This is a genomic window from Streptomyces sp. NBC_01235 (genome assembly GCF_035989285.1).
In the GTDB taxonomy this organism is placed as follows: domain Bacteria; phylum Actinomycetota; class Actinomycetes; order Streptomycetales; family Streptomycetaceae; genus Streptomyces.
Window position 1 is genome coordinate 177,240 of the sequence record NZ_CP108513.1, and the last position, 21,906, is coordinate 199,145.

18 protein-coding genes and 4 pseudogenes are annotated in these 21,906 nt (G+C 69.2%); 7 read left to right on the top strand and 15 right to left on the bottom strand.

Going from position 1 to position 21,906, the window contains the following annotated elements:
* Positions 1–1,331: 1,331 nt before the first annotated feature.
* On the bottom strand, positions 1,332–2,396 hold the full coding sequence (locus OG289_RS00645; protein ID WP_327320542.1) for a medium chain dehydrogenase/reductase family protein: 1,065 nt from the start codon (positions 2,394–2,396) through the stop codon (positions 1,332–1,334).
* Positions 2,397–2,516: 120 nt separating this feature from the next.
* Here OG289_RS00645 and OG289_RS00650 point away from each other — a divergent pair, with 120 nt between their 5' ends.
* Positions 2,517–2,933, top strand: coding sequence for a TetR/AcrR family transcriptional regulator (locus tag OG289_RS00650; RefSeq protein ID WP_327312027.1), 417 nt, complete (start codon positions 2,517–2,519; stop codon positions 2,931–2,933).
* A gap of 48 nt (positions 2,934–2,981) precedes the next feature.
* Positions 2,982–3,683 (top strand): TetR/AcrR family transcriptional regulator, encoded by a 702-nt coding sequence (locus OG289_RS00655; protein ID WP_327312028.1) that lies wholly within the window; start codon positions 2,982–2,984, stop codon positions 3,681–3,683.
* A 389-nt stretch (positions 3,684–4,072) separates the two neighbouring features.
* Here OG289_RS00655 and OG289_RS00660 read toward each other — a convergent pair whose 3' ends face one another.
* Positions 4,073–4,486: a hypothetical protein gene (locus OG289_RS00660; RefSeq protein ID WP_327312029.1), complete on the bottom strand. Its 414-nt coding sequence runs from the start codon at positions 4,484–4,486 to the stop codon at positions 4,073–4,075.
* Between the two features lie 944 nt (positions 4,487–5,430).
* Here OG289_RS00660 and OG289_RS00665 point away from each other — a divergent pair.
* Positions 5,431–5,904: pseudogene (locus OG289_RS00665) on the top strand (GNAT family N-acetyltransferase); the annotation flags it as partial.
* A 65-nt stretch (positions 5,905–5,969) separates the two neighbouring features.
* Here the strand turns inward: OG289_RS00665 and OG289_RS00670 are convergent.
* The 3 genes from OG289_RS00670 to OG289_RS00680 all read right to left on the bottom strand — a co-directional run bounded on the left by OG289_RS00670 (position 5,970) and on the right by OG289_RS00680 (position 8,531).
* Entirely contained in the window at positions 5,970–7,136 is a 1,167-nt protein-coding gene (locus OG289_RS00670) for an oxygenase MpaB family protein (protein WP_327312030.1), read from the bottom strand.
* 71 nt (positions 7,137–7,207) lie between these two features.
* Entirely contained in the window at positions 7,208–8,260 is a 1,053-nt protein-coding gene (locus OG289_RS00675; RefSeq protein WP_327312031.1) for a polyprenyl synthetase family protein, read from the bottom strand.
* On the bottom strand, positions 8,253–8,531 hold the full coding sequence (locus tag OG289_RS00680; protein ID WP_327312032.1) for a polyprenyl synthetase: 279 nt from the start codon (positions 8,529–8,531) through the stop codon (positions 8,253–8,255). The genes OG289_RS00675 and OG289_RS00680 overlap by 8 nt, the downstream gene beginning before the upstream one ends.
* Before the next feature lie 484 nt (positions 8,532–9,015).
* Here OG289_RS00680 and OG289_RS00685 point away from each other — a divergent pair.
* Positions 9,016–9,278: pseudogene (locus tag OG289_RS00685) on the top strand (acetamidase/formamidase family protein); the annotation flags it as partial.
* Between the two features lie 96 nt (positions 9,279–9,374).
* Here OG289_RS00685 and OG289_RS00690 read toward each other — a convergent pair.
* Entirely contained in the window at positions 9,375–10,865 is a 1,491-nt protein-coding gene (locus OG289_RS00690; RefSeq protein WP_327312033.1) for an RICIN domain-containing protein, read from the bottom strand.
* Between the two features lie 322 nt (positions 10,866–11,187).
* Here OG289_RS00690 and OG289_RS00695 point away from each other — a divergent pair, with 322 nt between their 5' ends.
* Positions 11,188–13,161 (top strand): glycoside hydrolase family 97 protein, encoded by a 1,974-nt coding sequence (locus OG289_RS00695; RefSeq protein ID WP_327312034.1) that lies wholly within the window; start codon positions 11,188–11,190, stop codon positions 13,159–13,161.
* A 161-nt stretch (positions 13,162–13,322) separates the two neighbouring features.
* Here OG289_RS00695 and OG289_RS00700 read toward each other — a convergent pair.
* The 4 genes and pseudogenes from OG289_RS00700 to OG289_RS00715 all read right to left on the bottom strand — a co-directional run.
* A pseudogene (locus OG289_RS00700) lies at positions 13,323–14,015 on the bottom strand (esterase-like activity of phytase family protein); the annotation flags it as partial.
* Between the two features lie 98 nt (positions 14,016–14,113).
* Positions 14,114–14,395: an SDR family oxidoreductase gene (locus OG289_RS00705; protein WP_327312035.1), complete on the bottom strand. Its 282-nt coding sequence runs from the start codon at positions 14,393–14,395 to the stop codon at positions 14,114–14,116.
* 110 nt (positions 14,396–14,505) lie between these two features.
* Entirely contained in the window at positions 14,506–14,709 is a 204-nt protein-coding gene (locus OG289_RS00710; RefSeq protein ID WP_037751662.1) for a cold-shock protein, read from the bottom strand.
* A 258-nt stretch (positions 14,710–14,967) separates the two neighbouring features.
* Positions 14,968–15,111, bottom strand: a complete 144-nt coding sequence (locus OG289_RS00715) for a hypothetical protein (RefSeq protein WP_327321035.1) — start codon at positions 15,109–15,111, stop codon at positions 14,968–14,970.
* 491 nt (positions 15,112–15,602) lie between these two features.
* On the opposite strand from OG289_RS00715, the gene OG289_RS00720 reads away from it, so the two are divergent.
* The gene (locus OG289_RS00720; RefSeq protein ID WP_327312036.1) at positions 15,603–16,196 is read left to right on the top strand and encodes a hypothetical protein; all 594 of its coding nucleotides are present in this window, start codon (positions 15,603–15,605) and stop codon (positions 16,194–16,196) included.
* A gap of 710 nt (positions 16,197–16,906) precedes the next feature.
* Here the strand turns inward: OG289_RS00720 and OG289_RS00725 are convergent.
* The 3 genes from OG289_RS00725 to OG289_RS00735 form a co-directional block, all read right to left on the bottom strand.
* Entirely contained in the window at positions 16,907–17,443 is a 537-nt protein-coding gene (locus OG289_RS00725; protein WP_327312037.1) for a hypothetical protein, read from the bottom strand.
* A gap of 300 nt (positions 17,444–17,743) precedes the next feature.
* Positions 17,744–18,688 carry a chitinase gene (locus OG289_RS00730; protein WP_327312038.1) on the bottom strand — a complete coding sequence of 315 codons (945 nt, stop codon included), beginning with the start codon at positions 18,686–18,688 and terminating at the stop codon, positions 17,744–17,746.
* Between the two features lie 510 nt (positions 18,689–19,198).
* Positions 19,199–19,813 carry a class I SAM-dependent methyltransferase gene (locus OG289_RS00735; RefSeq protein WP_327312039.1) on the bottom strand — a complete coding sequence of 205 codons (615 nt, stop codon included), beginning with the start codon at positions 19,811–19,813 and terminating at the stop codon, positions 19,199–19,201.
* 75 nt (positions 19,814–19,888) lie between these two features.
* Between OG289_RS00735 and OG289_RS00740 the strand changes: the two are divergent.
* Positions 19,889–20,080 (top strand): annotated as a pseudogene (locus tag OG289_RS00740) (transposase); the annotation flags it as partial.
* A 342-nt stretch (positions 20,081–20,422) separates the two neighbouring features.
* Here OG289_RS00740 and OG289_RS00745 read toward each other — a convergent pair.
* Positions 20,423–21,277 carry an ABC transporter permease gene (locus OG289_RS00745; protein WP_327312040.1) on the bottom strand — a complete coding sequence of 285 codons (855 nt, stop codon included), beginning with the start codon at positions 21,275–21,277 and terminating at the stop codon, positions 20,423–20,425.
* A complete protein-coding gene (locus tag OG289_RS00750; RefSeq protein ID WP_327312041.1) occupies positions 21,274–21,426 on the bottom strand; it encodes a hypothetical protein in 153 nt (50 codons plus the stop codon). The genes OG289_RS00745 and OG289_RS00750 overlap by 4 nt, the downstream gene beginning before the upstream one ends.
* Between the last annotated feature and the right edge of the window lie 480 nt (positions 21,427–21,906).

A 21,906-nucleotide genomic window follows, 5' to 3' on the forward strand; every position in this document is an offset into this window, starting at 1 on the left:
GCGGCATCCGGCATCAACACCGTCCGGCGGTCCACCTGCGTCGATCATGATTCATGAGTGGTGGGAAACGGCCGGACGTCTGAAACACCCTCACGAAACGGTCTGGGACGGTCTGGGGTCGTGGGCGACGGCTTCAAGCGCGTAGAAGCGCACGCCTGCCCGATGTCCACCTGCGCCGCTCCGGCGGGCTCACCCTGCCGCACCCGGAAGGCCGCGGTGGCCCTCCAGTACCACACCCGCCCCCTTCCGGCTCGTGCCCCGACTCGCCAAGGGGTTGAACGTGCCGACCCCCGCCGTGTGCCAGCCGGGCTCGGCGTGGACCGAGCTGCCCCGGCCCCGCGAGCGCCGGCATCGAGCCGGTCGGGCACTTCCGCCTCGGGTACGCCCGCGCCTCGACCGCGCGGCAGTGCCTGGACGCCCAGTCGGACTCCCTCGCCGAATCCGGGGTCACCCTGGTCATCTCCGAGAAGATCTTCGCCCGCGCCACCAAGCGCCCCGAGTTGGCGGCCGCCGTGAGGATCGCGGGGAGGTCCGCTCCTCCGGCATGCGCGTCACCCTCGTCCTCCACGAACACGAACGGCTCGGCCGCGGCATCGAACTCGCCATGCTCGCCGAAGAGCGGAAGGCGAGCGACGTCGACCTGGAATTCCTCACCGGCGAACTGCGTGATGCGAACGTTGCGCGAGCACGACGACCAGGCCGCTGCGGTCTCGGCGTCGTGGACGACCCGTCAGACGCTCGAGATCATCCTGCGGCGGCCCCACCTATGGCTGGGGCGACTACATCACCCCCTGACGGGGATTGAACGACGAGCTGAAACACGAACCGGCGTCATCGCCCTGACCCTGTACGGCGTCGCCCATGAAGTGCCAACGGGGCCCACCGCATGTGAGCCACGGACACAGGGTCCCTCAGTCACCGGTGACGCAACGTCATGCCCCGGGCGCGCCCGCGGCGACGTCCCCGCCGCGGAGGCGGATCCGAGCCGCGTCCTCGAGCTGGACGACCGTACCCGCGACACCCGTGGGAGGTGTTGACGCTGACCCAGTTGGGCCCACGCCCGCATGATCGTCGGCGATCCGGCGTACCGACGTTGGAGGGGCTGCGAGCGGCGGCGGCCCGGCCGGCCATCAGGGAAAGCTTCCTCCGGCGCCTCATCCGGCCGCGTGGCGCAGGAATCCGAACGACGCCCGTATCCGCCTGCCACTCACATCCGCCGGCGACTCCCGAGCCTGCCGAGGACTGACCACCACACGCCGGTCGGCCTCCCGCACCAGCCGCTTACGCCGCACGCGGCTCAGCCCACTGGCGGGAAGGGAGAAGTCGACCGATCAGGGAACCAGGATGATTTTGCCGACGGCGGTGCGGCCGGATGACTCCGCCAACTCCATGGCCTCGGCGACCTCGGTCAGCGGGAAGCGGGCGGCGATCATCGCGGTGAGCCGGCCGTCGCGCAGCAGGTCGAAGACCTGGGTGAGGTCCGTGCGCATCCGGGCCCGGAATGCCTCGCGCCTGGCCGAGTCCGGCTTGCCGGCACCCGCCCAGACGTCGTAGAAACTCGCGTGCCTGCGTGTGGGCAGGTAGTTCCAGAACGCCAGCTTGGCCAGCAGCGGCAGGAAGTCGAGCAGCACGGGCCTGGTGTCGTCGAGCGCTGCCGCGATGCTGTAGGAGACCAGCATGCCGGTGCGGTTGAGCAGTCGGTACGAGAGGGTGACGCTCGCGCCGCCGAGGTGGTCGAACACGGCGTCCACACCGTCAGGGGCATGCTCCCGGACGCGGGCGGCCAGGTCGGGATCCCGGTAGTCGACCGGCTCCACTCCCAGCTCGCGCAGCGCTTCGTGATGGCGCGGGTGGGCAGTGCCGATCACGCGGGTGCCCTCGTGCCGGGCGAGCTGCGCCAAGACCGTGCCCACGCCACCGCTGACACCCAGCACGAGGACGGTCTGCCCGGCCCGTACCTTCGCGCTGCGGTGGAGCATCTGATACGCGGTCAGCCCGTTGACCACCAGCGTCTCCGCCTCGTCGGCGCCGATCCCGTCGGGCACCTCCACCAGGTCAGCTGCGGTCAGCAGGGCGGCGGTGGACCAGCCACCGGTCTTGGTCAGCGCGGCCACCCGTCGGCCGAGCAGTGCGCGGTCCACTCCGGGGCCGACGCCCTCGACGACGCCGACAAGGTCATAGCCAGGCACGAACGGGAACGCGGGCTGACCGTAGTAGCGGCCTCGCCGCATCGCACTCTCGGCGAAGGACACGGCGGTCGACTCGACGCGCACCAGGGCCTGGCCGACGGCGGGCGTCGGCAGTGTGCGCTGGGCCAGCCGCAGGCCGGACGGCGCAACCTTGCCCGGCAGCACCACCTCGGTAGCGGTCACGGTGGCCTCGTTGGTGGCGCTCATCTCGGTCATGGTCGAATCCCCTGATCATTTCGCGACTACCCATCACTCTGTTAATGGTCGTAACTCTGAACCTGCCTGTCGTGCCGCGTCAACCAATAACTCGAAGCGGGGTGGCCCGCGATGTCCGAGCAGGAGCCGACCCGGCGTGAGCGGTACCGGCGTCAGGCTTGGCGCAGAATCAAGGCTGCCGCCATGGCCCAGGTGCACGAGGCCGGCACGGAGGCGGCGTCGCTCAACGCGATCGCGCGGAGGATGTCGATGTCGGCGCCTGCGCTGTACCGATACTTCGACGACCGGGATGAACTGTTCGCCGAACTGGCCGTCGACGCGCCCCTGACGCCGTCCCAGACGCACGAAGCCGCCGCCATGCGGGAAGCGTCCTCCACGTCACGGGTCCGGGCTCTGGCCCACACCTACCGGGACTGGGCGGTCGATCCCGAGCTGCTCCACCGCACCGAGATCGAGGCGACGGCGGGCGACCTACCGTCGCCACGGCGTCGCAGCGTGACTCCCCGGGCGATGGGTTACTGCCCGTAGCGGGATGTTGGACCCGTCAGGATTCACATGGCCCGTTACCATGCGACGGTGACCAACGAAACGCGGCCGGTGAGCAGGCGTGAGCGGCTACGGGCCCAGACATTCCAGGAGATCGAGGACGCATCGTTCGCGATCATCGACGCGGACGGCGTCCAGGCGTTGTCGATCGCGGCGCTGGCCCGGAGCATGGCGATGTCCGCTCCGGCGGTCTACCGCTACTTCCCGTCGCGGGACGCGCTCGTGGCGCATCTGGTAACCCTGTCCTACCAGCACCTCGCGGCGGCGATGAGCCAGGCCGTGGAGGGCAGCAGGCGGGCGCCGCGCACGCGGGTGAGGCTGGTGGTCACCGCCTACCGTGACTGGGCGCTGAGGTATCGGCGGCGCTACGGGATGCTGTTCGGCGAGCGGCCCGGCGACCTGGCCGGCGAGGTCACCGCGCAGACTCCGCTGGATCAGGCGATGGCGCTGCTCATGGACATGCTGGTGGCCGTCCGGGACGCCGCGCCGACCGACGGCACCAGCGGCGACCGCGCACTGGACGGGCAGCTGCGGCTGTGGGCCCGCTCGCAGGAGCGGCCGGACACGGCACCGGGTGTGGCCCTCGCCGCCATCCTGATCTGGACGCGGGTCCACGGGATCGTGAGCCTCGAACTCACCGGTGTGTTCGACAACCACACGGTCGAGGCACAGCGGCTGATCGACCTGGAGATCGACAGCGCCATCCGGTCCCTGAGGTCGGCCCGCCCCTGAACAGCGTGAACCTGGCGAACCGACCCTGCCCCCACTGGCGACGGTCTGGCTCCGCCCGCCGTGGACAGACGGCAAATCGGCGTGAGCTCGCTGCCACTCCCGCGACGACGCCCAGCACGATTTCTTTGCCAGGTTGCGAGCTTCGGCGCGCAGGCCGTAAACGTTCGGGTCGCCGCAGGGATCCGTCCACCTCGCACAGCTGGACCTGCACTGCGATCCGTCTTCAGAGGTGCTCGAGCCGCGACGACCGTCGTCGGGCGCGTGGCCCACGAGAACCTTTTGAGCGGTGTCGCGCAGGTCCAGCGCGCCCGCCAAGTGCACGCGTCCCGAGGGCCACTACGGTGACGTCCAGTTCGCCCGGCTAGCCCTCGCCTCTTCGCCGACAGCTTTCAGACGTCTCCTTCGCCCGTCAGATGCACGGCGTAGGTGCCCGGCACCCGGCCCGTGAGGTAGACCTTGTTGCCTGGCAGGTCGTACCGAGCGCCGAGATAGGAGAACTGCTCGCCAGGATCGAATACCGGCAGTCCGCCACCGGGCCCGGGTCCGTCAGCCGGTCCGAACGTGATCCGGTCACGGCTCACGGTGTACGTACCGCTTCCCTCGACCAGTTCGAAGGCGCCTGGCCTGCCTTGCACGGGCTGCACGCCCTCCAGCACCCCGCCCTCGGGGAAGGTGAGCTCCAGCGTGTACGACGTCGACACGCCCTGGAACGTCAGGCGCACGTCGGCTCCGCACTCCGTCGGCTCGATGTCCACGGCAACATCGAGTTCAAGGGTGTCCGCCGGACGGTGGGCGAAGTCCATCGCGGCGCCGGACTTCCGTGCCGACGCGCACCCGGGTACAGATAGGGGATCAGCAGCGTCTTGAGTCCGCTGCCCAAGGTGCGGTGCTGAGCGTCCGCGAAGTGGCCCTCCGCCTCGGCGGCGAGGACGTGGTCGACGTGCCGGTCGAGTCCTGTCACAGCTCCTGCAGGAACGGCTCGTCGACGTCGGCGCCGAAAAGGGCGCGCATGTACTCGGTCAAGGTTCCGGATCACTCCTTCGGGCCCACGAGCATGTCACGGCCATCCGCGGCCGACTCGCTCGCCTCCATCATGTCCACGCCACCGAAGACCACAGCGTGGACCGCCTCATGGACCGTTTTCGCGTCTCCCCCGAGTCTGCCGCCGGCACCACCGGCCTGGGGCGCTCGGAGTCGATGTCGGCGACAACGTCTCCGACAGGGGCCAGGAAGCAGTGGTAGGCGATCGGGGCGGCCGCACCTTCCAGCGCCAGGCGGCGGGCGGTGGCCGCGCCGGTGTCGCGGCTCGCGCCGGTCACCAGGGCGGCCTTGCCGCTGAGCGGTCCGCCCGCCGTCCCCTTCAGCTCTTCGGCGTCCGCGATGCCTGCGTGAGTGAGGCTCGCTCAGCCCGCCTTGATCTCCGAGGTGTTCCTCGATCCACTCGACCACACCCGGAATTGCACAGCGCACCATGCCGCGAGGCTGCAGGGCAGGACCGACAGCCTCGTTGGCACAACTCAGGCTCCTCTTGCGGGACAAAACACAATCACCAGAAACTGGACATCCACAGGGAGTGGTTCGCGGCCCGGCGTCGCACGCTTCTCAACACCGGGGTCCGGCGGGAGCAGCGGGCGAAACGGTCGCCGGCAGAGCCGTTGCCGGCCGAGGGGGCAGGACGTTTCCACTGCGGATCTGGTCAGCCGCCCCCGCCGTATGGAGTCGCTTCCTGGTGCGTAATACTCCCCTAATGAATTCAGGTATTACGCCCAGGAGTGGGCCGACCACGATACGCAGGGCCGTCGCGCGGGACGCCAAACGGCTGACGCGGCTCGTGCGTGGTTCACGCGCCTACGAAGGGCAGTACGCGGCCATGGTCGCCGGCTACCGGGTCGGTCCCGACTACATCGAGACCCACCGCGTCTTCGTAGCCGTCGACGAGCACGAAAGCCGTGTTCTTGGGTTCTACTCGCTCGTCCTCGTCCCCCCGGAGCTGGACCTGCTGTTCGTCGCCGACGGAGCACAGGGACGTGGCATGGGACGGCTGCTCGTCGCGCACATGAAGTCCGAGGCCCGCGCCGCCGGGCTCGACCGCGTCCGAGTGGTGTCGCACCCGCCCGCCGAGGGCTTCTACCGCAGCGTGGGCGCGGTGCACACCGGGACCGAGTCCGCGAACCCACCCGCTGTGGCGTGGGACCGTCCCGAGTTCGAGTTCCTCATTCCGCCTGACGTGGCGAGGGCGCCCGGCAAGATCCTCCAGAGCCGTCCGGGGGTGGCGACTTGTCCGGGTCAGTTCGGACCGGCTGCGGGGGCGGGTGGGGTCCAGCGGCGAGTGCGGGGCACGGTGGAGGAGACACCGTAGTCCTTCTTCAGCTGCTCCGGAATCGCGTAGTGCATGACGCGGCCGCGGGTGAGTGAGGACAGCTCGAGGACCGTGGTGAGGTGGCCGAGGCGGTCCAGGGCCCAGGCGCCGAGCGGGGAGCGGTCTTCGATGGCCTCCAGGACGCCGAGCAGGTGGGGGATTGCCTGGACGACGGTGTCCCAGGCGGTGTGCGGGACGTCCAGCCAGTCGGCGCAGGTGTCGCCGACGAGGTGGCGGATCAGGGCGGAGACGATCGGGTCGAAGAAGGTGCCGGGGACGACTTCCTCGTACAGGTCGATCAGTTGCCGGGTGAGATGCGCGCCCTCCCGGCTCGGCCCCATGTGCCGGGTCATGTACAGGTCCAGGAACTGACGCGCGGACTCCATGTCCTTGGGCACCTGGCTCTGGTCGACGCCGAGCATCGCGCCGACCACTCGCCAGGCGTACAGGTACGCCTCCGCGCCGTCGACGCTCATGTGGATGTTCAGCCGGTGCAGAGAATCAAGCACCAGCAGGGAGAAGAGCATCTGCCCGCCGATCATGTCCTCCTGGCAGATCGGCACTCCCAGGCCGTCGACGTCCCAGCGGTTCTCCCTCCTGAGGTGGTGACGGATGGAGGCGTGCAGCAGACGGACCTTCTGGGCGGCGGGGATGAAGCCGCTGCCTGCCTCGAACGCCCCGGGCTGCATGAGGTGGACGGTGAACTGCCCGGTCTCCGCCATCCGCTTGGAGGGGTACTCCAGCGAGTGCGTCGCCGCCAGCAGCCTCGCCACGTGCGGGACCACGTAGCACGCGGGCATGGAGGCGAAGGACAGGGCGGTGGAGATGTGCACGTTGTTGTCGACGAAGAACAGCCTGGCATTCTCCATCTCACCCCAGTCGACCCACGCCGGTGGTGCGCTGGTGGCGTGCAGGTACTCCCGCGCCACCTCGGGAAGACCGTCGGGCAGCGGCGTGCCGGCGGTCGACACGTAGCGCATCAGCGTGTTGAACGTGCCCACCTCCCCGCGTTCGAAGAGGGTGGCCACGGTCGCGTCGGCGAGCTCGTCACCGCTGTGCCGCAAGGCGTCCATCGACGCCTCGGTGTAGGTCATCACAGGCTCTTCGTCTCCAGTCGGAACAGACAGGGCCGAGCAGGAACTGGGAATGGCGCCGCCCGCCGGGATCAGTGCCGGCGGACAGCGGCCGAATGTGCCAGGTCGGTCAGGGCTCGTGAGGCGTGTGCGGGGATGTCCATGTCGTCCAGGGCGCGGGTGGCCTCTTCGACCCGCGCGGTGATCATCTGCTCGATTCGGTCAGGTGCTTCGAGTCGGCTCATCACCTCGCGCGCCGCCTCCAGGCCGTCCGTACCCGGATCGCGCCGGCCCAACAGCGCGCGCAGGCGCTCCCGGTCGGCCGCGTCGGCCACCCGCCAGGTCTCCGCCAGCAGGGCGGTGGGCCGGTGAGCGCGCAGGTCGTCGGAGTTGGCCTTTCCGGTGAGGACCGGATCCCCGAACAGGCCGAGCAGGTCGTCACGTAGCTGGAACGCCTCGCCGAGCGGCAGCCCGTAGCGCGAGTAGCCCTCCTTCAGCCGCCGCCCGGCGCCGCCCAGCACACCTCCGATCAGCAGAGGCTGCTCGACGGTGTACTTCGCGGTCTTGTACCGAATCACCTTCAATGACGCCGCCGTGTCCGGCTCGGCACCCGTGCGCAGGAGCTCCAGGCACTCCCCCGCGATCAGCTCCCGGGCCAGGGCCGCCCACAGGGGGCGGGCACGAGCCAGGTAGGCCGCGGGCAGGCCGCTGGTGACGAACAGCTGTCCGGCCAGCGACATGAGCAGGTCCCCCACCAGCATGGCCAGCGCCCGGGCCGCGGTCGTGGCACGGGGACGACGACGCAGCGCGGCTCGCAGGGCGACGTGCGCGGTGGGCCGGCCGTGCCGCAGGGGGCTGTCGTCGATGATGTCGTCGTGCACGACCGCGGCGGCGTGGACCAGTTCCATGGACGCGGCCGCCCGCAGCAGCGCGTCGCTGTCGGGCTGACCAGCGGCCCGCCAGCCCCAATAGCAGAACGCCGCTCTCAGCCGCTTGCCGTACGCCACGGCGGCCTCGACCTGGTCGGCCACCGGGCCCAGATCCGCGTCGATCGCCAGCAGATGGTCCGCCTCCTGCGCCACGAACCGGTTCAGCACCTCGTCGACGCGGGCCTTGAACGCGGCCGTCTCATCCCGGTCACCCACCGTCGGCAGCCCGCCGGGCCAGTGCGTTCTGGGCGAGGACCTCCAGATGGGCAGGCGGCGCTGCCGCGTACCGGTCCAGAGCCAGCCGCCCGCGTGCCGTCAGATCCCGCTCCGCCTCAGCGGCCAGCTCCGCCGCGTCCGAGCGGCTCAGGAACCCGCGTACGTTGTCCATGGCCGAGCCGAGGGCGCTCACCGCCAGGTCGGCCAGCCCCGCCACCAACAGCACCGCCTGCCCGGGTGAACCCCCGCCACGTCCGGCCTCTTCTGTCACGCCATCCCCTACCCACTGGTCGCCGAGGTGGCGCTGGTCACGCACCACCACCCACAGCGTCGCGCCCCGTCGGCAGCCGGCGGGGGCGAACTCACCATCGGGTGATCACCTCGCAGATATGTGCGCACCTGTCCCGCGGCAGCCCAGCACTTCGTAGAACACAGCCCGCCCCACGCGGCGGCGTCACACCGACGACACCTCGGACATCGGCCTGGCGCCTGCGCAACGTGCGGCCAACAGGCCCGCCGGGTCTTCACCGCCCCGATGCTCACCCGCACCTCCGCTCCCCCGGCTCGCGCCCTGGGTGCCCAGGAGGCCAGCGCCCACGAACCGGGCGTCGTCACCGAGGTGCCCCCGCCCGGCCCCGCCCGCCGATCCCCGGCACACCCGATTGCCCGAGCCCTGAGCCCTGTTGCCCGAGTTCTCAGCCCGCTTGCCCGAGCCCTCGCCCCTCTTGCCCGGCCCTGACACGAAAGACAGTCCCATGCCCGAAGTCGTCTTCAGCGTCGACCAGGCATGTCCATGCGCGACCACGCGACCAGAAGGTACCCGGCCACAACCGCTGGCAGCCCGACATCCCCCGCCGTCACCGTCAAGCCGGGCTCGGACTTCCGCATCGAGTGCCGGGACTGGACCGCCAACCAGGTCGGCAACCACGACTCCGCCCACGACGTCCGCGACGTCGCCTTCACCCACACGCACATGCTCAGCGGCCCGATCGCCGTGGAAGGCGCCGAGCCCGGCGACCCCGTGTGGCCCCCTTTTCCGCCCACGGCAGGGCGGAAAAGGGGGCGAACACACAGGTGCGGGCTCCGTGGGCCGCGACACGCGGGTTCCAAGGGCTCAGGAGAGACTCCACTGCTGGCTCGTCGCGCCGGTGCCCGTCTCCTGGTCCACCGCCGCGCCCTGGGTGGTCGAGCCGCCCGCGACGCCGATGTTCAGGTCGCTGCCCACCCCGGCGAGCAGGTAGGTGCTGCCGCTGTAGCTGCCGACCAGGTCGAGGAACCACTGTTGGTTGGTCCCACCGTTACAGGTCCACTGGTCCAACTGCACGCCGGTGGCGGTCGACTGGTTCGGCACGTCCAGGCACAGGCCGCTCTTGACGCTCTTCAGCGTGTAGATGTTGTCCGCCACCTTGGTGAGGGTCCACTGCTGGTTGGCGCCGCCGTTGGACGACCATTGGATGATCTTGGCGCCGCTCGATGTGGAGCCGCTCGCCACGTCCATCAGCATGGAGCTGTTGCCGTTGGTCAGCGTGTGGACCCCCGCGGAGGGCACCCCACTGTCGGCCGTCCAGGTGCCGGCGCCGGGATCGAGGGACCAGGTGGGGTACTGACCGACGTTCACCGTCGTCCCCCTGATGGTCATCGGCAGCCAGATCAGCTTCGACGAGCCGAGGTCGGAGGTGTTCCAGCGGTCGCCGGCGTAGATGTAGGTGGTGCCGGCGGAGCCCTGCACGGTGATGACGTTCGCCGTCTGGCTTCCGTAGGTTTTGGTGCCGGGGGCGGCGAAGTTCCGGAACGACGACCAGGTGCCGCCCAGTGACGTGGCGGTGGCGTAGATGTTGTCGTTCAGACTCCAGCCCGTCAGGTGGGAGCCGAACACGTAGTAGCGGCCGCTGACCTTCACCATGGCGGGCGCCTCGACGCTGCTGCTGCCACTGCCGCCCAGTACCGCCACCGCGCTGTCCACGGACAGGTAGTCGGCGGACAGCTTGTCGATGCGCAGGCCGTTGTTGCGGTCCTCGCTGAGCAGATAGCCGGTTCCGTCGGTGTCCTGGAACAGACCGAGGTCACGGCTCAGGTTGCCCAGCGGCCGGAAGCTTCCCCGGTAGGTGTAGGGGCCGCACGGAGTGCTGCTGGTCGCCACACCGACCTTGGCCTCGGAGTAGTTGGTGCTGTCGATGTGCATGTACATCACGTACGTGCTGGTCGAGGCGTTGTAGATGACCTTGGGCCGCTCCACGACGCGGCTGGGGCCCAGATCTCCGCTGCTCTGCCTGGTCAGGGCGGCCCCCTGGTACGTCCAGTTGGCGAGGTCGGTCGAGGCGTAGCACGTGATGTTCTGGAACGACGTGTCCGACGACGTCTCGCCGGTCTTGTCTTCCCCGAAGCCGTACCAGGTGCTCCCCACCTTGATGATGCCGAGGCCGTGCAGTTGCAGCGTGTTGCCGTTCTGGTCGGTCCGCGCGGCGCCCGTGGTGAACGACACCGTGGCCGCGTGCGCCTCGGTCGCCGGCAGCAGGAGCGCGGCAAGGCCCCCGAGCAGTGTCAGGAAGGCGGTGACGGCTCTGCGCCATCGGCCGACCGGCCGACGGGGAACTTCCTTGAGCATGCTCTTCCCTCTCCTTCGAGGTCCCGGTCGCGGGGCCCCGCATACGCCTGGTCCAGCCGGGATGAGTCCCTGTCACCCGGCGGAGATCAATGAGAGGGGCACGCCAGAGGTGCGGTCAAGGAGCGCGATCGATTTTGTTCATTCTTGACCGATCAAGTGTGGGCTGGTTTTAAGTGTGACGCCAAGACCCGTTGACCTTCACACAGAAGGGCACTAGAAACGTCGTCGGCAGTAAGGCTTTGTTACTTCCTGGTTGGATTTGTTGAGACTGGGTCGGGCACCTCCTGCCTCATTGCCGTATCGAGGGAGAGGTGCGCTGGTCGTGAACGCTCCAGGACGTCAGGAACCCTCCGACGCGCACAGGACCGGCCCCACCGGACCGGTGTCCCGTCGCGGGATACTCAAGGGAGCGGCCGTCACCGCGTCCGCCGCCGCGCTGGGCATCGTCGGCACGCGTCCGGCCGCCGCCGAGGCAACCGACGCCTCGGTCACCGCGACCTCGCTCGACGGCACCACCACCATCACGATGTCGCTCATCGGAGGTGCGCTCCAGTGGTCGGCCAGACGCAACGGCACGACCGTGATCGACACCTCGGCCCTCGGTCTGCGGCTGAGCGACGGAAGCACCCTCGGCACCGGCGCCGTGCTGACGAACTATCAGCACTGGCACATCGACACCACCTGGAAGCCGGTGTACGGGCGCAACGCGACGGTCTCCGACACCTACCAGGAGATGCGCTGGAACCTCCGGGACACCAGCACCTCCATCAACTTCGCCGTCCAGATCCGCGCCTATGCGTCCGGCGTGGCGTTCCGCTACGTCCTGCTCGACCCGGGCACCGCCGCGATCGCCGACGAACTGACCACGTTCGTCTTCCCCGACAGCACGCTCGTCTACAGCGCACGCGACGAGGACTCGTACAACCCGGTCGCCCCGGGTTCGATCCCGTCCACCGGGACCTCCTCCACGGACAACGGCCCTCTGACCGACCTGCCCCTGACCGCCACCGTCGCCGACCAGCTCATCGCCTGTGTCTGCGAGTCGTCCCGCCTCGACTACCCGCGGCTGATGCTCAGTTCCGTCCCCGGAGAGCCCAACACCCTCGCGGCCTACCTGATGCGGCACACGGCCCGCGGCTCCGACACGGTCCAGACGACCTCCACGGTCAGGACACCGTTCGCCACGCCGTGGCGCGCGGTCGTGATCGGCTCCACCCACGCCGAGCTGGTCGACAACGCCGAACTGGTGCTCAACCTGGCCCCGGCCTGCGCCCTCGCCGACACCTCGTGGATCACACCGGGCAAAGCCTTCCGCTGCAATCTGACCACCGCCGACGGACTGGCGGGCGTCGACTTCGCCGTCGCCCGTGGCCTGCAGTACATCGAGTACGACGCCGGGTGGTACGGGCCGGAGACCACCACGACCGACGCGACGCAGTCGATCTCCGCCATCGACATGCCGGCGGTCATCTCCCATGCGGCCGACCAGGGGATCGGCCTCATCCTCTACGTCAACCGCATCGCCCTGAGCGACCCGGACTCCCTGTTCGCCCTCTACAAGAGCTGGGGCGTCTCAGGTATCAAGCTGGGCTTCATCAGCGACGGCACACAGGCGATGACGAACCGGATCACAGGCTGGGCCAGGACGGCGGCCCAGCACAATCTGCTGATCGACATGCACGACGACGTACGACCGTTCGGTTACGAGAGGACCTACCCCAACTGGGTCAGTCTGGAGGGGGTGCGGGGCAACGAGCACTTCCCGACCGCCACCCACAACGTCACACTGCCCTTCGCCCGCAACATCGGCGGGCCGATGGACTACACCATCTGCTACGGCCAGTCCCGCGACCACACGACCAACGCCCACCAGATGGCGATGGCGGCCGTGTACTACCAACCCCTCAACTTCCTGTACTGGTACGACACGCCGTCGAAGTACTCCACCCCCTCCAAGTGGCCCGGGCTGCCCTGGTTCGACACCGTCCCCACCGTCTGGGACCAGAGCACGACGCTCACGGGTTCGATCGGCGAGTACATCGCCGTGGCCCGGCGCAGCGGCACCACCTGGTACCTCGGGGCGATGACCAACGAGACCGCCCGGACCCTGTCGCTCCCGCTGTCCTTCCTCGGCAGCGGCACCCACACCGCGACGATCTACGCCGACGGAACCCCTGGAAGCAGCCCTTACCAGACCCCCGTTGTCGTGAGCACGCAGACAGTTACCTCGGCGACCACACTGACCGTGACGATGACCGCCGCGGGCGGCCAGGCCGTCGTCCTCAAGCCGAACTGAGCGAGCGGGCCGCACGCCTACCGCGCTCGACGGTGGGTTCGTCATGGAAGCGCCCGGACAGGAAGGGGTCGGCGCCGATGATGTCGCCCGTGGCGACGGTCAGCGAGGTGTCGGTGCCCGCCGGAGCCGGCCCAGCCGGGCCGCGAGGTGTTCCGCGCCGCCTACCGGCCTGTGGGCGACGGCTTCTGTGCCGTGGGGAAGGCGCGGGTGTACGAGATCCACGATCGGACGGCGGCAGCGTCCGTACCGCCGTTGCCGTCCAGGTCTCCGGCCACGCCAGGTCCTTGGCGCTGACGGCGGCGTCGCCGTTGACGTCCCGGGTGCGAGTGGCGAGGAGGCCCGGCGAGACGGACAGCAGACGGAACTTCGTGACGCTGCCGTTTGCAGCCGACGTTGTCGTCGGCAACGAGGACCAGGGAGCGGGAACCGTCAGGCAGACGCGGCCCCCAGGTGATGCCTTCGACGTTGTCGGCGTCGGTGCCGGAGGTGGTGAAGTCGTACAGCAGCTTCTTCGGCATCGGCTTCTCGGTGTCGGCCAGTGCGTCCTCGCCGTTGACGTCCGTCGCGCCGACGGTGCTGGTCCAGTGGAGGCGAATGGCGAAGCCGACACCGGAGGCGAAGGACCGTTCGACGGTGAGGTAGTCGGTCTCGTTGATCGCGAGGATCTCGGAGACTCCCCGGTCCGCCGAGTACGTGCCGACCCGGACCGGCAGGGGTGCGGTGGGCGCGTCGGAAATCGGGGCGACCTCGTGGGCGTGCTCGGCCTCCGGCTTCCCTGTCCGACGGTCCGTCTGCAGCAGCCGGGACCGGCTCTCGACCGTCATCCCGGCCGCGGGACCGTCCTGGACGAGGGCGTTCTCGGTGCCACGAAAATCGCCGCGAAAGGCACCAGGTGATGGGCGTGACCCGGCAGACTGCGGCGGCGGTGACCGGGACCCCGGGGGCCAGGGGGCTACGAGTTCCGGCGGGTCGGGGGGATGATCAGGTCGTTGACGGTGACGTCGGCGGGCTGGTGGAGGGCGTAGACGACGGCGTCGGCGACGGACTCGGGGATGACGGCGATGTCGTTGAGCTCCTGGGCGGCCTTGCGGCCGGCGAGGTGGGTGACCTTGGCGGGCCAGCCGGTGTCCGTGACGCCGGGGCCGATCGTGGACGCCTTGATGCCTTCGAGGACGCCGAGTTCCTTGCGCAGGGACTCGGTCATGGCCCGCACGACGAACTTGGTGGCGCACACCCGGCAGGTCCTCCGGTCCGCGGCACCTGGTGGCGGCTTGTCCTCATGTTGCTCCGGCGCGGATCAGGTCCCAGAGCCCGAAGTGCTCTGGGACCTGATGGCGTGCGAGGTCAGGCGGGCGTGATGTTCTCCGCCTGCGGGCCCTTCTGGCCCTGGGTGATGTCGAAGGTGACCGCCTGGCCTTCCTGAAGCTCACGGAAGCCGGAGGCGTTGATGTTGGAGTAGTGCGCGAAGACGTCCGGTCCGCCGCCGTCCTGGGCGATGAAGCCGAAGCCCTTTTCGGCGTTGAACCACTTGACGGTTCCGCTGGCCATGCTGGTGCCTCTCGGTCGCTGTCGGGAGCCGCACCGCGCGGGTCCCGGAGGTGATCGCCCTGGTCCGGCACTGCACAGCAAGACGCCCGCGCCACGGCGCGGGCAGGTCATGCGAACCACGACATCTGACAGCGACGCTACACGGTGAAACCGGCGCCCACCAGGCAGCAACGGCCCGTGATCCGCCACCAATCTGTTCAGGCGCGCGAAACAGGTCCGAATGAGAAGGGTGCAGTTCCTCTCGAAGGTACGTCGTGATCAGGCAGTGAGGTCGTAGTCCTGCTGGTCGGGTGCCGGACAGAGACGCACGTGCTCACCGGCGGCATGGAAGCGCCAGTAGGAGTTGAGATCGCCGTTGTCGATCGGCAGCCATATGACGCAGCCCTGCCTGTCTGCCGACACGTTTGCATCAGCGACCAGCCGCCCCAGAAGGCACAGGAGCGTTCGGCCGGCTGCCTCCGCTGCCCGATACCGCGGGCGGGCAGGCTCACGCCCGGCCCGCCGACCGACGAGATCCGAGCGGGGGCCGTGCCGCCGCAAGGGGTGGGGCGTCTGCGAGGAGCTGTCCCACCGCCCGAGCGCCCGGCATGCGACAGGCACACCCCGAACACACCTCCGTCCGCTGCGGCGCCCGCGCCCCCAACGGGCCGACACACCACCGGGATCCACCGAGTCACCCGCTCGAAGAGAACCATCCGCTCTGTTTGTCCGTACTATCTCTTCAGCAGCGCTGTGCACATGAACCTATCGCCGCGCGCCCCGGCAGGCACCAGCCCGCCGGGAGGGCGCGCGGGGCAGGCCTGTCATCTGCTGCCTCACACCGAGGAAAGGTCGTGCGCTTGATGTCCGAGAACGCCTCCGCCACCGAAATCACGTCGCAGTACACCGCTCAGGTGACCGCCGATCTGGATCGCAACGCCAAGGAGCAGGACCGCGTCCAGGCGGAAATCACTTCCCTGACAGGCCAGTTGGCGGTCCTTCAGCGGGACCACGCCGTGCTGGTCAGCATCCAGCAGGCCATCGATGCGGCGCCGGCGCCCGACACGACGGCCAAGCCGTCCGACAGCGTCCCGGTGCCCGCTCCTCGCAAGAAGGCCGCCACGTCCGGCACGCGCAGGCAGACAAAGCCGAAGAAGCCCGCCTCCCAGACCACCCGTCCGGCCGGAAAGCCCGCCGCCGACGAGCGCGCAGGCGAGACCGAAGCCGCGAACACCACGCGGCCGACGCTGGTCGACCTGGTCCGCCGACATCTCTCCGAGCAGAAGGAACCCCGCTCGGCAGCGGAGATCGCCACCAGCCTCGGCCAGGCTCACCCCGAACGCTCCATCAAAACCACCGTGGTACGCACCACCCTCGAAGGCCTCGTCGCCAAGACCCAGGCACAGCGCACCAAGCAAGGCACATCCGTCTTCTACACCGCCGCCGACGCACCGCAACCGACCGCAGCCGCACACGCCGAGGAGCAGCCCGCGCCAGTCGACGCATGATGTCCGCCCGAGCGAGGGCCTCGTCCTGTCTGCGGGCGAGGATCTGGCTGTAGTGCGCGCCGGGCGGGGTATGCGCAGCCCCTGCTCGGCCATCGGCCAGGTCCCCGAGACGACGTACTTCATGCCTCGCCGGCCCAGCCGTCGGGCCGTTCACGCCGACGCGGCTGCAACCCCCGGACGCCGTGCTGCGGGCTGCCCGACGCGGCGGTCGGCGGGGGCCGCGGCCGGAAGGGGGCCCGGGGTGTGGCCGCGCAGCGATGCCGACGACAGCATAAGTGCGCAGGCGCGACGTGCTCACTGCCTCGGTGATCCCTGGCATATTCGTCGAATGTCCCCTGAACCGACCCGGCTTGGCGTCCCGTCTCGGGCTTTGCACCATGATGGGCGGGGGCGATGATGACGGGGTGGCTGTCAGCGAAGATCTGCTCTGGGACGCGGCGGACAAGAGTATGCGGATGGTTCCGCGGCTCCGGCGCATGACGGTGATGGCTGGCTGTCTCGGCTTGTTCGGCTTGGTGCTGTGGGTGGATTCCGACGTCAGGTGGGCGGCCCATGCGGCCTTGGTCTATGTCCTGGTGGAGATCGCGCACTGGGTGTGGGACCGGCGACGTTCGAGCATTGGCGCGGCCGTGCGATGCCGACAACTCCTCGCCATCGTCTCCGGGTGGCGCTCCCCTGTCCACGATTCTCATCCGGGCCCGACGCTGACCCTAGGGCTGGTCGGCGGCGTGTTCCCTCAGGAAGGCCCCTGCGTACGCTGCCGCCTCTTCCTTCGTCGCGTACGTGTCGTCGTCGTCGGGCGTGCCGTGTGTTCCGTCGGCGCCCTGGCCTGTCCATCTCCAGCCGCCGGACGAGGGCTCTTGCGTCAGTTCGGCCGATCCACCGAACAGTTCGAGTACGGCGCTCGTGTGCGCTGGGGTGGTTACCGGGCGGCTGATGGCATCAGGCCACTTCTTTCGGGCGCCTTGCCGGGTGATGCCCCAGACGGCGCCCAGTCGCTCGTAGCTCGCGCCGTAGGACCCGGCGGTCCCCGCTGCGATCGCCGTCAGCTGTTTGACCTCCGTGTCCACGACCTTCCATGCGGCAAGGACGGACAACGCCACGTCGACCGGGTCCGCCGCCCACATGCGGTCCCCCGGTAGCCCTGACGTACGGGAGCGCATGGACGATGCGAGCGGGTTGAGGGCGTCGTAGAGGGCCTTGTCGAGCTCTGCCTGTTCTTCGGGGGTGATCTCCAGCGAGGACATGTGACAACTTTAGTTACCTCGACCGAGGGTTGTAAACAACAGTTTCCGGCCGTCGGTGTGAGCCATCCACAGAACGTCAAGGATGTGATGCTCTGCCGTTGACGAGCATGCGGATAAGGCGGCGAGAGCCTCGCGGACCGGCAGGGTGATGATGTCACCGCGATCGCGCGCGGGGCGCGGCCCCGGCCGGCGCCCTGCGGCGCCAAGTGGTGAGTCCTGCCAACAACGCAGGCCCGACGACCGCACGGCGAAGGCCCGGCCACGAGGCGTGCCGGGCCTTCGCCGCTGCGCTGTCCCGTGCTACGGGCGAGCGCCGCCACTGGTGAACGGCTCGAAGGCTCGGCTGAAGTGCCAGGTGTCCTGGGCGATGCCGGAGCACGAATCGGAGCCGGCGGTGCCCACGCAGCCGCCGTTGTCGCGCTGGAGCGCCCAGAAGGAGAGCGTGTTGATCTCCTTTGCCTCGGCCCACTTCTCCACCGTGAACGCGTCCTGCGCGGTGAAGGTCTCCTCGGGTCCGAAGTCGTCGATGCCGGGCATCTCGATGACGCCGATCATGTTCCACAGCCTCGCAGGGCTCTTCTTCGGGTAGAGCGCGGCCAGTTGATCGTGCAGACCGGCTGCCGCCTTCTCGGTTTCGGCCGCCATGTCGTGGGTGGCACCGTCCCAGTAGTCGAACGTCATGATGTTGACGACGTCCACCCGCGCACCGTTGTCGACGGCGTTCTGCAGCAGGGCCACACCGTTGGGCTCGAGACCGGTCGTGGAGGTCGGCAGGGTGTAGGAGAACTGCACGCGGCGGCCCGTGCGGTCGGCCCAGCGCTGCACCTCGGCGATCGCCTTGTTCCGGCGGTCGATTCCGGCGGCGTTGTCGATGGAGTCACCCTCGATATCGAGGTCGATCCGGGTGACGCCGTACGTGGTGACGAGGCTCTCGTACACCTTGGCGATGGCGTCGACGCTGGTGCAGCTGTCCGCCAGTTCGGTGCCGGTGGTGTCCGCCGACCAGCCGCCGAAGGACGGGATGACGTTGCCGCCGCGCGCTTGGATCGTGGCGATGTCCAGGCCGAAGGTGGTCCGGGAGATCGGCTGGCCGGCCTCGCCGTTCCAGTACGCGGTGCACGAGCCCGCCGTGGCCGTCTGGAGGAAGGCCAGCGTGAGGTACTTGTTGCCGGAGGCGGCGGCGAGCCGGGCCGGGCTTTCGCCGGTCCACGCCTCGAAGTAGGGCGCCGCCACGTGGGCAGGCATGGGCTTGCCAGGGGCCGGGAGTGAGTCCGGCACTGCAAGCGCGCCCCCTCCCCCGAGGGCGACAAGCCCGGCGGACACGGCGGTCACGCTCAAGCAGGACAGCAACGTACGAAGGGGACCAGGTCGTCTCACTGACACTCCCATGGGGAAAAGGGCAGGCGGGGACAGCGGAAGGACAGAACCGCAGGCGATCACTGACCAATGATTGGACTAGACCAACTAACTGTCAAGATTCTTTACAATTAGCTGACCGAGCCCGCCCCGGAAAGTGCGACCCCGTGCAGCGGTCGGCGCGACCGGCGTCCCGCGACCTGCCTGCTCCAGGTCACCGCCCCGGCCCGCATGCGCACGAGCGAGGTGAACTCCCACCCCACCGGAACGAGTCACAGGCACAGGGCATCAGCCGCTCCACCCTGGGCTTGCCCTTCGGGTTCGACGCCCGGGCAGGATCGGCCAACCCCTGGTGAAAGTTGGCGATTTCGGCATCCGCCTGGTTGATCTCCGAGTCGATCAGCGGGCGGGTTTTTCCCAGGTCAGTGAGTACCGGCGGAGCACATGCCGGCGGTAGTGCATACCGGGCAGCAACCGTCGCGCCGCAGCCCGCACCTGCCCATAGCTCATCTGCGGGACAGCGACCGGCATGCCCTCCGGCCCACGCGCGCGACGCAGCACCTTCGTGATCCGTACGACCGGCGCAGCCGCGACCATCGCTGCCCACTCCGCCACGCTCGCCTCGCGAGCCAGGCCGACGACCACCAGCGTGCCACCGGGCCGCAGCAGTTCACACATGCGGATGAGGGCCGCCTCGAAATCCATGTGATGGATCGTGGTCACCGAGCAGATGAAGTCGTAGCCCACGGCGGGGAGGTCGGCGGTGAGGAAGTCGCCCTCGACAAAGGTGAGATCCGGGGAAAGGGCAGCAAGGTCGCGCGCACAGGCGATCATCTCCGCCGACTTGTCGATCCCGGTGACACGCTTCGCCCGCTCGGCCAGCTTCCGCGCCAGCAGCCCGTCCCCGCAGCCGACGTCCAACGCGTCACCACACCCCTCGGGCACGGCCCGGAGGATGCCCGAATGCCGGGCGACGTTGGTGTTCCAGTACGGCTTCGGGTCAGCCTCGCGCATCAGATCATCGTAAAGGCATGGCCGGGGCTCCACATGCGCCTTGGCACGATCCGCTCCCCCTGTCCGGCAGGCCAGTGGCGGGATCTGCCTGAGCGGTTCGGCGCCTTGGAAGACCGTCCATGAACGCCACTGGCCGTGGTCGGCCGACGGCACTTGGGAGCGCCCGGGCGAGATCGAACGGGCCATCTCGGTGGACTCCACCATCGTGCGGCCCATCAGCACGCGACCGGTGCTCGGACCGAACCGCCGGCGAAGTCCGCGTCAAAGGGGGGCCGGCGCGGCAGAAGGGAAAGACCGGCAGCCCATCCGCGCAAGGACTCACGCGACGGACGGCCACCCGTCTCCGAGGACGAGCGGTACAAGCAGCGCAACGAGCAGAGCTGCGGTGGTGGCGGTGCATGGAAACACGTGCCGCGCTTGTCATGGCGAGTGGCCACGGCCCGGGAGTGCTTCAGCCTGTTGATTGCCCGCTCGACGGACCACACCAGTGCTCTGCCGAGGCTGTCCAGTCGTCGTTTCTCCCGCAGTCGCCTTCGTCCACGCCGGCGTGGACAACCAGGCGCCCCGCCCTGAGGTGGCGATCCGCACAGACGTCCACATGCCGCGGCTTCATACGTCGCGGCGCCGCACGACGACCACCGCGAGCACGACCGCGACGAGCGGCCAAACCGCGTACACGATCCAGGAACCGCCGACCGTGGCGGTGTAGCCGAGGGATCCAGGATCCGGCGGCCAGTTCTGGACCAGGCGCTTCCAGGCGGTGACCGGCATCACGTGGCTGACGTCGGCAGACCAGCGCTCGCTCTGCGAGAAGAGCGTGGGCAGCATCAGCAGCGTGAAGACGCTGGTGACCATGGTCGCGGCGCTGTGCCGGATCAGGACGGCAAGCCCCAGGCCGACCAGTGCGCAGACCGGGGCCAGCAGCGCGGACGCCACCAACGCCCGGAACACGCCGGGATGGGTGATCGAGACCCCTGCATGCCGCCCGTTCAGGATGGCCTGGGAGACCAGGAAGGAACCGGTGGAGATGGCCGTGCCGACGGCGGTCCACACACCGGCGGTGACGACCGCTTTGGCCAACACCACTGAGCCGCGGGCAGGGACGGCCACGGTGGTGGTGCGGATCAGGCCGCTGCTGTACTCGCTGACGACGGTGATCGCGCCCATGCTGCCGGCGACGAGCATCAGCGTCATGTAGCCGGCGGGCGGATAGGCGTCGAAGGGCAGGAAGTCGGGGGGCTGCCGCATGCTCGCGCCGGAGCCCCCGAAGTTCCTGTGGTTCGCCAGTGCCGCCACGGCTGCGGATCCGATGACGAACACGATGATGAGTGCGATCGTCCACGGCGTGGAGCGCAGGGACCGCATCTTGATCCACTCGGCGGCCAGGAGGTCGCGGAAGCGGGCGGGCGGCTCGGCGACGGGCCCGTAGGAGGTGATCGAGGAGACGGAGGTGATCGTGGTCATCGGTGGTGTCCTGCCAGGTATTCGACGCTGCCGGCGGTGAGTTCCATGAACGCCTCCTCCAGTGAGGCGGTTCGGGTGGTCAGCTCGTTCAGCACGATCTGGTTCTCGAAGGCAAGCGCTCCGATCCGCTCCGCCGGCAGTCCGGTCACGGCGAGCTTCTCGGTGCTCCGGCGAGCCCTCCGGCTCGACCGATGCGCCTGCGGCGGCCAGCGCGGCAGCCTGCGGGCTGCCCACCACGACGCTGAGGCGCGTACCGCGAGCCGCGAAGTCCCCCACCGGCTCTGCCGCGATGAGCCGACCCCGGCCGATGACGACGAGCCGGTCGGCGGTGTTCTCCATCTCCGACGAGCGTGCCGTTGGGTGCGGGCGCCGCGATGCTCGGCACCGTCTCATTCACGACCGCCGTCGGGTGTGAGCGGTCACGTCCGCTACGGGCCCGTACCGAGCGGAGAGTGGGCTCCGCTCGGTACGGGCTGAGGGCAGCGCGAACCGTCTCCCCCGTTGCAGCGTCGCGTCGGGATCAGCTGTTCCGGGCCGTTGAAGTCGGTGTCGCACTGGCTGGCCCGTCGGGCCACCTACCAGACCCCTGACCCGCCCGTATCGATGAATTCGACCCAGCCGGGACCGTT

Bases quoted from the DNA above. Each gene is read 5' to 3' on its own strand.
- OG289_RS00650 (WP_327312027.1), top strand. From the start codon at position 2,517: ATGTCCGAGCAGGAGCCGACCCGGCGTGAGCGGTACCGGCGTCAGGCT.
- OG289_RS00725 (WP_327312037.1), bottom strand. From the start codon at position 17,443: ATGTCCTCGCTGGAGATCACCCCCGAAGAACAGGCAGAGCTCGACAAG.
- OG289_RS00730 (WP_327312038.1), bottom strand. From the start codon at position 18,688: ATGCCTGCCCACGTGGCGGCGCCCTACTTCGAGGCGTGGACCGGCGAA.
- OG289_RS00745 (WP_327312040.1), bottom strand. From the start codon at position 21,277: ATGACCACGATCACCTCCGTCTCCTCGATCACCTCCTACGGGCCCGTC.
- OG289_RS00660 (WP_327312029.1), bottom strand. From the start codon at position 4,486: ATGGACTTCGCCCACCGTCCGGCGGACACCCTTGAACTCGATGTTGCC.
- OG289_RS00670 (WP_327312030.1), bottom strand. From the start codon at position 7,136: ATGACCTACACCGAGGCGTCGATGGACGCCTTGCGGCACAGCGGTGAC.
- OG289_RS00735 (WP_327312039.1), bottom strand. From the start codon at position 19,813: ATGCGCGAGGCTGACCCGAAGCCGTACTGGAACACCAACGTCGCCCGG.
- OG289_RS00690 (WP_327312033.1), bottom strand. From the start codon at position 10,865: ATGCTCAAGGAAGTTCCCCGTCGGCCGGTCGGCCGATGGCGCAGAGCC.
- OG289_RS00645 (WP_327320542.1), bottom strand. From the start codon at position 2,396: ATGAGCGCCACCAACGAGGCCACCGTGACCGCTACCGAGGTGGTGCTG.
- OG289_RS00710 (WP_037751662.1), bottom strand. From the start codon at position 14,709: ATGGCCAGCGGAACCGTCAAGTGGTTCAACGCCGAAAAGGGCTTCGGC.